This window comes from Johannesbaptistia floridana (genome assembly GCF_057440575.1).
In genome coordinates this window covers 1-13252 of record NZ_JALKVM010000023.1, presented here as the reverse complement: position 1 = coordinate 13252, position 13252 = coordinate 1, and the positions used below count along the sequence as shown (strand labels likewise).

Below are 13252 nucleotides of genomic sequence, written 5' to 3'. Positions count from 1 at the left end.
AGTGTAGTTAGTTTTTTTTTCGTCGTATTAACAGGCTGAAAAATTGCTGATGTTGCTCTATTTTTTCTATTTGGTGTCCCTCCATTTTCAAACTATCGGGTACTTGTTCTATTGGTTCTCCTGGATCTAACCATACTTCCAATAGTTCTCCTGCTGACATTTTTTCCAATTTAATTTTAGTACGTACAAAATTAATTGGACATGGTGTACCGCGTAGGTCTAGTTTTTGGGGGTTTTGAGTTTTTTGATTGCTCATCACTTATCAAATTTACTTGTGAAATATGCTGCCTAAAAATCCTTCTATTCCTCCTTTTCCTGTGCTTTGACCTTTTAGGGTTGCCAATTTTTGCAATAGTTCTTTTTCCTCACTATTTATCCGATTAGGTATTTCTACTTTAATCATTAGTTGATGATCTCCACGGCTCATTTCGTTACCTAGTTTTGGTACACCTTTATCTTCGAGGGTAAGTACTGTATTTGGTTGAGTTCCTGCCGGCACCAGAATTTCTTCTTCTCCATCTACTGTATCTACTTTTAAACGACAGCCTAGGATTGCTTGTAGATAGCTGATGGTTATTTCTGAGTGTATATCGATTCCATTCCGGCGGAATTTCGGGTGTTTTTCCACGGATACGAACACGTATAGGTCTCCTGCTGGTCCTCCTCTTGAGCCTGCGTCTCCTTCTCCTGATACTCGTAACCTTGTGCCATTATCTACCCCTTGTGGTATATTAATTTTTAGCTTTTTGGTTGCTTGTATCCTTCCTGCACCATTACAGCTTTCACACTTGTCTTCTACTACTTGACCTTCACCATTACAGGTGGGGCAGGTTGACACTTGAGCAAATGTTCCAAAGGGGGTTCTGGTAGTTCGTCTTACTTGACCTGTTCCACTACATGTTGAGCAACTTTTTGCTTTAGTTCCTTTTTTAGCACCGCTCCCTTTACAGGTTTGACAAGTTTCCAGATGAGGAATGCGGATTTCTTTTTCTCCACCAAAGATTGCTTCGCTAAATTCTAGTTTTAGATCTAATCTCAGGTCGTCTCCTCTTGTTGGTCCCCGTTGATTGGTACGAGTTTGACCTGTATTTCCGAAGCCTGAGAATATGCTTTCAAATATATCAGCAAATCCTCCGAAGTCACTGGCGTATTGATAGCCTGCACTAGCTGCGCTTCCCCCTACTCCTGCTTCTCCGAAGCGATCGTATCTGGATCTGGTTTCTGGCTCTGAGAGAATTTCGTAGGCGCGATTTATTTCTTTAAAGCGGTCTTCTGCTCCTGCTTCTTTGTTGACATCAGGATGATATTGTCTGGCTAAACGGCGATAGGCTCGTTTTATTTCTTCTTTGCTGGCGTCTTTGGCCACTCCGAGGGTTTGATAGTAGTCTCCTGGCATAATACGAAATTACTTTTTCTAGTTAATAGTGGTGGATATTAATTATCTGCTAATTGTTTTATGTTATAAGAATCTTTAAGAAAAATCACTTTTTTTGTTTTTTTAATCTACTGCTTCATAATCTCCTGTGACTGTTTCATCTTCTTCGTAGTTGAATTTAAAGTAAGTATCCATAGTTACATCTGCTTCTAATTCTTCATCTGGAAGCATATCTAACTCAGCTAAGATATCTTTTTCCATATCCATTATCTCTTTATCTTCGATTTCTCTGGTTTCTCTGGTTTCTCTGTCTATATTTTCTGTCTTTATGGTTTCTAATTGCTGTTGTGGTTCATCGAGAGACTCAGTTAGATCTATATACTCTGTTCCTAATTCATCTTGTATTGATTCAAATCCCAGTTCTGTTGCTCCGCTTGTTTCCTGATTTCCATATACTACTATACCTATTTTATACAGTTCTTCTCGGAAACCATTTACCATTTGACTTATTTCTTCTATTGTGTAAGACATAGTTTCAAATGCTAACTTTAGTTCCTCTTTGCGCTTATCGATTTCCTCTCTAAGATCCTCTGGAATTCTACTAGCATTTTCTTGTAAAGTCGTAGCATAGCTTTCTAATAGGTTTCTGGTTTGATTTTTCAATCCTACTAACATTAAGCGATGGCGGTCTTGTTCTGCATATTTTTCAGCATCTAGACGCATTTTCTCTATTTCTTTACTGTCAAGGGACCCCGTATTGCTTATAGACACAGTTTGTTTTTTCCCTGTTCCTTTATCTTGAGCTGCTACTTTGAGAATTCCATTTACATCTATTTCAAAAGATACTTCTATTTGCGGCACTCCTTTCGGTGATGGTGGTATACCTGTTAACAGGAATTTCCCCAAACTTTTGTTATCTTCAGCCATCGCCCTTTCCCCTTGAAGTACATGTATTTCTACTGATGTTTGTCCATCACTAGCCGTGGAGAATATTTGAGAGCTGGCGCTAGGAATAGTTACATTTCTGTCTATGATCTTTGTAAATACTTCCCCAAAGGTTTCAATCCCTAAGGACAATGGTGTTACATCTAGCAGCAATATATCTTCTACTTCACCCCCTAGTACTCCTCCTTGAATCGCTGCCCCTAAAGCTACTGCTTCATCGGGGTTAATTGAGTGGTCTATGGGAATATTGGGGAAAAACTCTTGGATCAATTTTTGAATCGCTGGAACTCTTGTAGAACCTCCTACTAAAACTATGCGACCGATTTCTGATTTATCTAAATTAGAATCTTTGATTGCTTGTTCTAGCGGTTTCAGGGTATTTTCTACTAGTTCTTTGGCTAATTCTTCAAATTGATTTCTAGAAAATTCAACTTCTAGGTGTTTTGGCCCTGTGTCATCCGCTGTTATGAATGGTAAGTTTATCGAAGTAGCTCCAATGGTGGATAGTTCTACTTTGGCTTTTTCTGCGGCTTCTCTCAGACGCTGAATTGCCATTTTATCTTCTGTTAGTTCTACTCCTTCGTTGGCTTGAAAATTCTCTAGTAACCAGCGAACGATAATGTTGTCTAGGTCATCTCCTCCTAAATGATTATTCCCTGATGTTGCTTTTACCTCGAATACACCCTCCCCTATCTGTAGTATAGATACGTCGAATGTTCCTCCACCCAGGTCAAAAACCAATATATTTTGGCCTTGTTCTTGCTTATCCAATCCATAAGCTAAAGCCGCTGCGGTAGGTTCATTGATGATTCTGAGTACTTCTAAGCCCGCGATTGTCCCGGCGTCTTTAGTTGCTTGACGTTGAGCATCTGTAAAGTACGCCGGTGTGGTAATTACTGCTTGGGTTACTTCTTCCCCCAAGTATTGTTCTGCGTCATTTTTTAGTTTTCTCAAAATCATCGCTGAGATTTCCTGGGGCGTATATTCTTTTTCCCCTACCAATACATTTACTGTATTGTCTTTTCCCTTTACACAAGTATAGGGAACTCTTTGTCTCTCTTCTTCTGTATCTTCCCACCGACGTCCAATAAATCTCTTAATACTGTAAATTGTGTTTGCCGCATTGGTTACCGATTGCCGCTTTGCTAATTGACCAACTAAACGTTGATTTCCTTTAGCAAAAGCCACAATACTTGGGGTAGTTCGAGACCCTTCCTGACTTGGAATTACTAGTGGTTTTCCCCCTTCTATTACAGCTACACAACTGTTGGTTGTTCCTAGGTCTATGCCAATTACTTTTCCCATACCCTATGGCAGTATACTCCCTAAAGATAAATCTTAACTTGCTTGTTTAATTTCTAGCTCTTAGCTATTTTAATTACTATTCTGATTCTGTAGATTGCTGTTCCTCAGAATTTTCTGTAACTTTTGGTGCAGCTACTTTAACCATCGCATGACGCAAAACTTGATCATCTAGTAAATATCCACGCATTAATTCTTCAATTACTGTCCCTTCTGGATACTCGTCCGTTGGTTCTCTTAACATGGCTTCATGATACATGGGATCAAATTCTTGCCCCTCAGGACGCATTGGTGATACACCAATTCTTTTCAGAGAATCCACTAAAATTTTATATACTCCTTGATAACTTTTGTGTATGTTTTTTTCTCCTTCAGTACTAGGTTTTAGTTGAGTTCTAGCACGTTCAAAGTTATCAATCACTGACAAAAGCTCGTTAATTGTGTTTTTCTTAACTTGATATGCTTGAGTTTCCTTTTCTTTAGTAGTTCTTTTGCGAAAATTATCAAAATCTGCCGCTATTCTCATATATTGGCTCTTAATGCTTTCTAACTGCCCATTTTGTTCCGCTAACTGTTGTTTTAATTGTGTATTTTCTTTTTGCCAAGTGTCTATTAGTTCTTCAGTGGATTTAACGGTTGTAACCTCTTCACTAGAACCTTGAACTTTTTCTTGAACTTTTTCAGAAACTTGGTTCATATTGTTAATCTCTGTATTGTTTGTAACCACAGATTGAGCATTGGTTTCTTCTCGGGTTTCTTCTAGATCTCCCTTGAGATCCAGTTCTTGATTTACTGATTCTTGATTTACTGATTGTGATAGGGGTTGGTTATTAGTAACTTGTTCTGACACTTCCTATATTCTTCTCCGACTTAGCTAAACTACTTTTAATGGTTAATTTTTTGGTTATTGAGATAACTAGCTATTTACTTAGATACTTTATTTTAGCATATCAATCAATAGGTCTCAGTTTAATAATACTTTAACACGTGAGGGAAAACTACCCAGGACTGAAAAGCTTAGGGATTAGAGTACACAGTAATTTCACCAATTCTTAGTAATATATCCCTTAGTTGTGGTGATATTTATTCCGCGAGAGAAAACCTGCTCAAAATTGCCAGCCTTTACCAGTTAATGGTTTGGGGTCACAAATAACTTATGAAGTGGCGGAGAGCGCCTCCCAATAACTCAAGATTATTGACCAAAAAACAGCCTCTCTTGGCGCTCTCCGCTTTCGCTGGCAATTTTGAGTAAGTTTATTGCACCCCTTTACATTTTTTTATCGGTTAATATAGATTTTATAAGTTATTTTGGGAATAATATAAATACAGAGCTTAGGTTAAATGTTTATGTCTCCACTCCATAGTAAGTCACAGCGACCCAAAACTTCTCTAGTACCGAGAGATTTCTTTTTCCCCTTCGGTAACAAGTTAGTTACATCAGGATATATCGAACCAGACCAACTAAAACTAGCACTGAAGAAAAAAGAACAGTCCAATAAGTCTTTGATTAATATCTTAGAAGAGCTAACTCAGAAGAAACTTCCTTCAGAGTTGGTTCGTCAGTATAAAAAACATCAATTGTTTGAATTGAAAGTTTTATACGGGGTAGATTGTGTAGATCCTGAAATAAAGGAGATAGCCAGTAATCAAATGGCTATATTAATTGAGGAAATAGTAACGATAGCAACCTGTAGACGATACAAATTATTACCCCTAAGAATAACAGAAGAAAATCGCCTACAGGTAGCAATGGTGAATCCTGATGATTTAGAAGCTTATGACGAGTTATGCCGCATTCTTAAAAACTATTCTAAAGCAACGCTGACTCTACAAAAAATGGTAATTACTCAAGAAGACTATGAGAAGTTATTAGAGGGTTATAAAGAAGTTGAATCAGAAAGAGATAAAGAAAGACAAGCCGAAATTAAACAAAGAAGAGAAGAAAGAAGTAATGATGTAACTAAACTAGTAGATGAGTTATTTATTGAGTCGGAGCAAAACAATGTAGAAGATTCAGACACAGAAGATATCGACGCGGGGGAAGGGGATCAAGATTCACCACCAATTATTAAATTAGTTAATAAAATTCTAGTAAAAGCTCTAAAAGAAGGAACATCAGATATCCATATAGAACCTCAAGAAGAAAATTTAAGAGTACGCTTTCGCAAAGATGGTGTACTAACAGAAGCTTTTCCACCCCTACCCAAAAAGATTATAACAGCAATTGTAGCGCGTTTTAAAATTATGGCAGACTTAGATATTGCCGAAAGACGTATGCCTCAAGATGGTAAGATAAGGAGAATATTTCAGGGTAGAAAAGTTGACTTTAGGGTAAACTCACTACCGAGTCGTTACGGAGAGAAAGTAGTACTAAGGATTCTAGATAATAGTGCGACGCAATTAGGTTTAGATAAATTGATCACCTCACAGGAAACTCTGGAGTTAGTGAGGGAGTTAGCATCTCGTCCTTTTGGCTTAATCTTGGTAACAGGACCAACAGGTTCAGGAAAATCTACAACACTGTATTCAGTATTAGCAGAGCGCAACAGTCCTAGGGTAAATATAAGTACAGCAGAAGATCCAATTGAGTACTCATTGCCAGGTATTACCCAAGTTCAGGTAATTAGAGAAAAGAATATGAACTTTGCCTCGATTCTGAGGGCGTTTTTAAGACAAGATCCAGATGTAATTCTGGTGGGGGAAACAAGAGACCAAGAAACAGCAAAAACAGCAATAGAAGCAGCTTTAACAGGTCACTTAGTTTTGACAACTCTACACACAAACGACGCGGCCGGAGCGATCGCCCGTCTAGACGAGATGGGTGTAGAACCATTTATGATTTCCGGTGCTTTGTTGGGAGTATTAGCCCAAAGATTAATGCGTCGGGTATGTACCGAGTGTAGAATAGCTTATCAACCGAGTCAAGAAGAATTAGCTAGATTTGGACTATCATCAACGGGTAAGCAAAAATTAACCATATACAAAGCTAAAAGTTTAACACTAGAAGAGGTACAAGAAGCAAAATCCAAAAAAACACTATGTGCTAAATGCAACGGTGTTGGTTATAAAGGAAGAGTAGGGGTATATGAAGTGATGAAGATGACAGAGGAGCTGCAAAACTTGATAAATCAGGGTGCAAGCACTGATAGGATCAAAGAAAAAGCAGTAGAAGAGGGCATGATAACTCTACTAGCTTACAGTCTAAATCTAGTAGTAGAAGGATACACAACCCTAGAAGAAATAGAAAGGGTAACCTTCACAGATTCAGGATTAGAAGCAGAGCGAAAAGCAAAACGCAAAACATCTCTAACGTGTAGTACATGTGGTGCAGGGTTACAACCGGAGTGGATAGACTGTATTTACTGTATGACACCTAGATTCCAAGAAGAAAACTAAAAATTAACAACAAAAACGAAAACAAAGGAGAAAAGTAACTATGGAGTTAATGATCGAAGACTTGATGGAGCAGTTAGTAGAACTTGGAGGCTCAGATATGCACGTTCAAGCAGGAGCACCAATCTATTTTCGCATCAATGGGAAATTAGGACCAATTAACGATGAACATCTAAGCCCCCAAGAAAGTCAGCGTTTAATCTTTAGTATGCTCAATAACACTCAAAGAAAAGAGTTAGAGCAAAATTGGGAACTAGACTGTTCCTACGGAGTAAAAGGATTAGCTCGTTTTCGGGTAAACGTATACAAAGAAAGAGGGTGTTATGCAGCTTGTTTGAGAGCGTTATCCTCGAAAATACCTAACTTTGAGCAGTTAGGATTACCAGATATTGTCAGAGAAATGGCAGAAAGACCAAGAGGTTTAGTATTAGTAACAGGACAAACAGGTTCAGGAAAAACAACAACCCTAGCAGCAATTTTAGACTTAATCAACCGGACGCGAGCAGAACACATAATTACGGTAGAAGACCCGATAGAATACGTGTTTGCCAATGCTAAAAGTTTATTTCACCAACGTCAAAGGGGAGAAGATACAAAAAGCTTCGCTAATGCCTTGAAATCAGCATTGAGGGAAGATCCAGATATCGTACTGGTAGGGGAATTACGGGACTTAGAAACTATATCATTGGCGATTAGTGCAGCAGAAACAGGTCACTTGGTATTTGGAACCTTACACACTAACTCGGCAGCAGGTACTGTAGACAGGATGATAGACGTATTTCCAGCAGAACAACAATCCCAAATCAGAGCAATGATTTCTAACTCATTACTAGCAGTATTTAGTCAATGTTTACCAAAAAAGAAAAATCCAAAACCAGGAGAGTTTGGACGATCTTTAGCTCAAGAAATTATGATAATTACACCAGCGATCGCTAACTTAATTCGGGAAGGAAAAGCACCACAAATATACTCATCAATTCAAACAGGAATGAAGCTAGGGATGCAAACTATGGAGCAGTCTTTAGCCAATTTAGTAAAAAACGATGTAATTTCCTTTGAAGAAGCAATATCCAAAAGTGCTAGACCAGATGAGTTACAGCGGTTAGTATCTGGGAGTCTTTCCTCAGGAAAAAGAACACGTTAAACTATTGAAATGAAATTTGTTAAACCATGCCTACTTTTATAGTTGAAGTTAAAGATAGCTCTGGAAACACCTTAAAAGAAAAGGTAGATGCTAATTCTCCAGAACAGGCTCGTAGCTATCTCAAAGGAAGATACGAAACCATAGGGAGAGTACGTCAAGCGGGGATGAACATAGATTTATCCAGCTTAGAAGTAATGTTGAGCAAAGTTACTGTCAAGGATAAAGCTGTTTTTTCCCGTCAGTTTGCTGTAATGGTCAATGCTGGGGTAGCGATTGTTAGAGCTTTAGGTGTACTCCACCAACACTCTACGAATCCAAGACTCAAAAAAGCTCTCCACGGAATAAGTAATGACGTGCAACAGGGTAATAACTTGTCTGACTCAATGGCCAAACATCCTGATTGTTTTGATCAATTGTACGTCAGTATGGTGGAAGCAGGAGAAACAGGGGGGGTACTAGACGAAGTACTTAACCGTCTCTCTAAACTGTTAGAAGATATGGCGCGTCTAAATAACCAAATAAAATCAGCAATGACTTATCCAGTTGCGGTAGGTTTGTTTGCTATAGCTGTGTTTTTTGGGATGACCGTGTTTCTAATTCCTATTTTTGCAGAAATATTTGAAGATTTAGGTGCAGAATTACCAGCTTTGACGGCGTTTATGGTGAGTTTAAGTAAGCTCATGCGTAGTCCGAGAATTCTCATACCAATTGTGATCATTATTGCGGCGGGGCTTGCTTTTCGCTGGTACTATAAAACCCCGATAGGAAGACTGCAAATCGATGGTTTTCTCTTAAAAGCCCCTTTGTTTGGACCATTAAACGAAAAATCAGCGGTAGCTCGCTTCTGTAGAGTATTTGGAACCTTAACCCGTTCAGGGGTACCAATTCTTAATTGTTTAGATATTGTATCAGAAACAATTAGTAATAAAGTAATAGCTACCGCAGTAGAAGCGGCAAAACTGGAGATACAACAAGGGGGAATGCTTAGTGTAGCATTAGACAAGAGAAAAGTATTCCCCGCTATGGCTATCCAAATGATGACTATTGGGGAAGAAACCGGAGAACTAGATGCTATGATGATGAAAGTAGCAGATTTCTACGAAGATGAAGTAGAACAAGCCATAAAAGGCTTAACAAGTCTAATTGAACCAATTATGATGGTGGGAATTGCGGGGATTGTAGGAACAATCCTACTATCAATGTACCTGCCTATGTTCTCTATATTCGACCAAATTGCCTAAGCAAAGAAAGTAAAAAAAAGCAGTGGAAACAAAAATTAATATTTTTTCCATTGCTATGTTTTTCACAAGTAAACCTAATTTGTCTACTTACAACTTATGTTTGTTAATCGCTCAGACTACGAAGAGTTATTATCCGAGTACAGCAATCCTCAAGGAGTAATAGCTCTGTTTAAACAATATAGACCATATTTAGAAAAACTTCCGAGTTTACGTAGACCAGATGATAGTATCATAACTATTCCTCTACCAATCGCTAGAGTACGTCAGTTCAAGTCTGGGAGTGACTACGAAAAAACAAGTTTAGAACCTATACGTTTGCCCTGTGAGTTGGTAATTCTCATGTGTGACCCAGACTGGAAAATTAAGTTAGGTGCGGAAGTATTAGTGTTTATTCATCGCCCTAATGAAGAATTATCGGATTTGCTTGGCCGTTGGCGTCAAATACAAGTATTCTTTGACCAATATTATGAATGGTTAATGCCAAGTTATGCTCAACACATGCTGAGTGAAGGCTCAGATAAAATTTATCCTTTGTTTGTTCTATTTTCAGAAACACCAGAGCGCATCAAGCGTGGTTTATCAGGAGCTTATCTACCTTTTGTGATTAACAAAGGTAAAAATGATACTGAGGAAAATTTGACTGAGTTTTTCTCCTCTTCCCCTAATTCACCATAGTTATGTAAACTTGAGTAGAAAATAGACTGAATATATTTTAAGAGGAGTAGTGAAGCATGGAAGGATGCTTGAGAGTAGGTCAAAGTGCTCCAGAGTTTACAGCAACGGCAGTGTTAAATCAAGAATTTTTAAATATTAAATTGTCTGACTATCGAGGCAAATATGTTATTCTGTTGTTTTATCCTCTAGATTTTACCTTTGTTTGTCCCACAGAAATTATTGCTTTCAGCGATCGCTATAGTGAATTTGCCGCTTTAAAAACTGAGATTCTGGCAGTTTCTGTAGACAGTGAATTTTCCCACCTAGCTTGGATTCAAACAGAACGCAAATATGGTGGGGTTGGTGATATTGCTTATCCTCTGGTATCTGACCTTAAAAAAGAGATTAGTACAAGTTATAATGTACTGGATTTAGAAGCGGGAATAGCCTTGCGAGGTTTGTTCATTATTGACAGAGAGGGTATTATACAGCACAATACAATCAATAACTTGTCCTTTGGACGCAGTGTTGATGAGGCACTACGTACTTTACAAGCAATTCAACACGTACAAAATTTTAACAACGAAGTATGTCCGGTAGACTGGAAACCAGGAGAACCTACCATTATTCCTGATCCCCATCAATCTAAAGCTTATTTTGCCCGTAACCAGCTTCTTATTTCCTCAGACCAAGAGGGTAAAAATATCTGACATGAGAGTTTGTATCAGGACTGTGTAGTTTTTTAGTTTACCTTTCAACTATATCAGCGTCGCCTTCTATTTTCAATTCTTCGCGACGAACTTTCTCATTAGCATATACAGTTTCTTGGTCTACTTCTTTGCGGACATCTACTTCTTCACCTACGAAAGCTTGCTTATCAATGTCGGCAGTTTCTTCGTATACTTCTACTTTAGCTACTTTTCCACTAGCAAAGTCGGCAGTACCAGGAGCAACTTTTGTATTTCCAGTAACTTCTCTTTGTTCGATAATTACAGATTCTCTTTCTACAGGAATATTAACTTTTGCTGTTTGAGTTTCAACTACTTTACCTACGGCAACTTCGCCAGTTTTTTGACGACGCTTATTAACTAGTAAACGTTCTTCGTATAGTCTGATTTTTTGATCATTAGCTATATCAGTTCGTTTTTTAATATCTTCATCTACATCTTCTACTGTAGTTGGGTGTGAATCAGGAATATCGTAAATTCCAAACTCTTGCACATTATGCTTTTGCATAATATCTTCAGCCTGAGAAATTTCCCTCATCGTACCGTCTACTAGTACTAAAAAGCTACCTCCTTCAACATGATTGCTGTATACTTTAGCTTTTTCTTCAGGAATTCCTAAACCAATTAAAGCACCAACTAAACCACCGCCTATGGCACCTATTCCAGCACCAGCTAAGGTAGTGGCGATCGCTGTCCCTATTTCTCCTGCCAACAGAATTGGTCCGACACCAGGGATTGCTAGTGTGCCTAAGCCTACTAATAGACCTGTGATACCACCTAAGGCGGCACCTGTTACTGCACCAGCTCCTGCTCCTTCGTCGGCTTTATTTCCTACCTCTTCTGTCTTTACAGTTTCTTGGTTATCTATTTTATCAGCGTCTCTAGCGATTACAGACACTTGAGCCATTGAATAACCAGCATTTTTGAGAGCGCGTACTACTACTTCTGCTTGATCTCTTGTGTGAAACAAGCCCGCAGCTCTCTTATATGATCTGTTATCTCTATGATTATTATTTATGTTATCCATTGTGATTATTTTTCTCCCTATTATGTTTTAAAAGCGTTCTAAATTAGAAATCCCACCAAAATACTTGGTGGAAAGTTTATTTAAATCTTCTCTAACAATCTTCTCATTATTGTTAATTACATTCATCTACCAAAAGTGCGATTCTTATTGATAAGAAATAAAATTGGAATTGTTTATATATCTTGAGATATATATAATTAGCCTATTTTGAAAACCCCTTTCTTTACATTGATATAGCGATCTTGATCCGGGAAGAGGAAATAGTTTGCTCCTAGGGTTTTTCACGACTTTTATAGCAGTAGTTCGTGTTAACAACATTTATTACTAATGATCCCCCCAACCCCCCTTACTAAGGGGGGCTTTTCATCATTTTTGTCAACATCTATTGGCGAGCTTGCTATATATGTCAAATACCGTTGTTTGCACTATTATAACTTTTATTTACGATGGTCAATATTGTCAATAAAAAGTTAAAATGAACCTGTAAAAGTTAGTAGGTTACATTTATGATGGAAATATCAGATTTTACTAATTCAGTTAATTATCAAAAAGAGTTGATTTTAAAATTACAAGAAGTACTCAAGACAGAAATAGAAAGAAAATCATCATCACAACGTCTTGAAGAGTTATCGTCAGCTATTGAAAGTGCTACTGAGTCTCTCAATAATCTAACTGAATATTTTAGAGAAAATTGAGATGATAACTTAGAATATAATTGAGGAAAAATGAACGGGCGATCGCCTACAATTATTTAAGATGGCTGACAATCTGAACAATAATTAGAAATATATGTTTCATTTCTTTCTCCAAACCATTGATACCGATTATCTCTCACTTCACCATAAAGGCGATCGCCGATTCCTTTTAACCCGGGTAATTGACGATACAAATCTATTAAACCTTTGCCCATAGGTAGTAGACGGGCGATTTCTTCAGCAGCTTCGCTTCCTTGCCAGCGCTTCTCAGGATTATTACCGTCAATCAAAATCATCCCTAGTTGGCAGTCTTGGGGGGTGATTTGCCATTGTTTGAGTTTTGCTTCTGCTTGCATGGGTATATAGTTAAATATATTACCCTGGTCTAATTTTTCCATAATTTTGGTAAAGTTGACACACAGGTTACAGTTACCATCGTAAATTAAATAGTATTGCATAATCTTTTATTTGGTTAGTATATATTAAGTATTGTAAAGCAGTTCCCAGGAATTGGGCAATTTGATATGTTTTAAATATTTAATAAGTTAGATTCCTATTAATGAAGGCGCAAGCCTTAGGGAATGGGCGCAAGCCGGAGAAAAGGGCGCAAGCCGGAGAAAAGGGCGCAAGCCGGAGAAAAGGGCGCAAGCCTTGCGCCCCTACTACTGGGTATTGAAATTACGAATTCGTGAAAACCTCATATCTTGCACCAGAACTTATGTACTAAATTAACCTCAGAAAAAGTTCA

General features: G+C 38.0%; 12 protein-coding genes. 6 read left to right on the top strand and 6 right to left on the bottom strand.

Annotated features, from left to right (window positions below):
* Positions 1 to 7 precede the first annotated feature (7 nt).
* The 4 genes from MW688_RS01500 to grpE all read right to left on the bottom strand — a co-directional run bounded on the left by MW688_RS01500 (position 8) and on the right by grpE (position 4403).
* Complete coding sequence (locus MW688_RS01500) at positions 8 to 256, bottom strand: sulfurtransferase TusA family protein (RefSeq protein WP_486734138.1); 249 nt, start codon at positions 254 to 256, stop codon at positions 8 to 10.
* A gap of 12 nt (positions 257 to 268) precedes the next feature.
* A complete protein-coding gene (gene dnaJ, locus MW688_RS01495; protein ID WP_486734137.1) occupies positions 269 to 1396 on the bottom strand; it encodes a molecular chaperone DnaJ in 1128 nt (375 codons plus the stop codon).
* A 102-nt stretch (positions 1397 to 1498) separates the two neighbouring features.
* Entirely contained in the window at positions 1499 to 3625 is a 2127-nt protein-coding gene (dnaK, locus tag MW688_RS01490) for a molecular chaperone DnaK (protein ID WP_486734136.1), read from the bottom strand.
* Between the two features lie 76 nt (positions 3626 to 3701).
* Complete coding sequence (gene grpE / locus MW688_RS01485) at positions 3702 to 4403, bottom strand: nucleotide exchange factor GrpE (protein ID WP_486734159.1); 702 nt, start codon at positions 4401 to 4403, stop codon at positions 3702 to 3704.
* A gap of 560 nt (positions 4404 to 4963) precedes the next feature.
* On the opposite strand from grpE, the gene MW688_RS01480 reads away from it, so the two are divergent.
* The 5 genes from MW688_RS01480 (at position 4964) to MW688_RS01460 (ending at position 10764) form a co-directional block, all read left to right on the top strand.
* Positions 4964 to 7018 (top strand): GspE/PulE family protein, encoded by a 2055-nt coding sequence (locus MW688_RS01480; protein WP_486734135.1) that lies wholly within the window; start codon positions 4964 to 4966, stop codon positions 7016 to 7018.
* A gap of 40 nt (positions 7019 to 7058) precedes the next feature.
* On the top strand, positions 7059 to 8159 hold the full coding sequence (locus MW688_RS01475) for a type IV pilus twitching motility protein PilT (protein ID WP_486734134.1): 1101 nt from the start codon (positions 7059 to 7061) through the stop codon (positions 8157 to 8159).
* 26 nt (positions 8160 to 8185) lie between these two features.
* Entirely contained in the window at positions 8186 to 9400 is a 1215-nt protein-coding gene (locus tag MW688_RS01470) for a type II secretion system F family protein (RefSeq protein WP_486734133.1), read from the top strand.
* Between the two features lie 96 nt (positions 9401 to 9496).
* On the top strand, positions 9497 to 10075 hold the full coding sequence (locus MW688_RS01465) for a hypothetical protein (RefSeq protein WP_486734132.1): 579 nt from the start codon (positions 9497 to 9499) through the stop codon (positions 10073 to 10075).
* Between the two features lie 56 nt (positions 10076 to 10131).
* Positions 10132 to 10764 (top strand): peroxiredoxin, encoded by a 633-nt coding sequence (locus MW688_RS01460; protein ID WP_486734131.1) that lies wholly within the window; start codon positions 10132 to 10134, stop codon positions 10762 to 10764.
* A gap of 37 nt (positions 10765 to 10801) precedes the next feature.
* Here MW688_RS01460 and MW688_RS01455 read toward each other — a convergent pair whose 3' ends face one another.
* The gene (locus MW688_RS01455; RefSeq protein ID WP_486734130.1) at positions 10802 to 11752 is read right to left on the bottom strand and encodes a YsnF/AvaK domain-containing protein; all 951 of its coding nucleotides are present in this window, start codon (positions 11750 to 11752) and stop codon (positions 10802 to 10804) included.
* A gap of 563 nt (positions 11753 to 12315) precedes the next feature.
* On the opposite strand from MW688_RS01455, the gene MW688_RS01450 reads away from it, so the two are divergent.
* Positions 12316 to 12504 (top strand): hypothetical protein, encoded by a 189-nt coding sequence (locus tag MW688_RS01450; protein ID WP_486734129.1) that lies wholly within the window; start codon positions 12316 to 12318, stop codon positions 12502 to 12504.
* Between the two features lie 56 nt (positions 12505 to 12560).
* Here MW688_RS01450 and MW688_RS01445 read toward each other — a convergent pair whose 3' ends face one another.
* On the bottom strand, positions 12561 to 12962 hold the full coding sequence (locus tag MW688_RS01445) for a thiol-disulfide oxidoreductase DCC family protein (protein ID WP_486734128.1): 402 nt from the start codon (positions 12960 to 12962) through the stop codon (positions 12561 to 12563).
* Between the last annotated feature and the right edge of the window lie 290 nt (positions 12963 to 13252).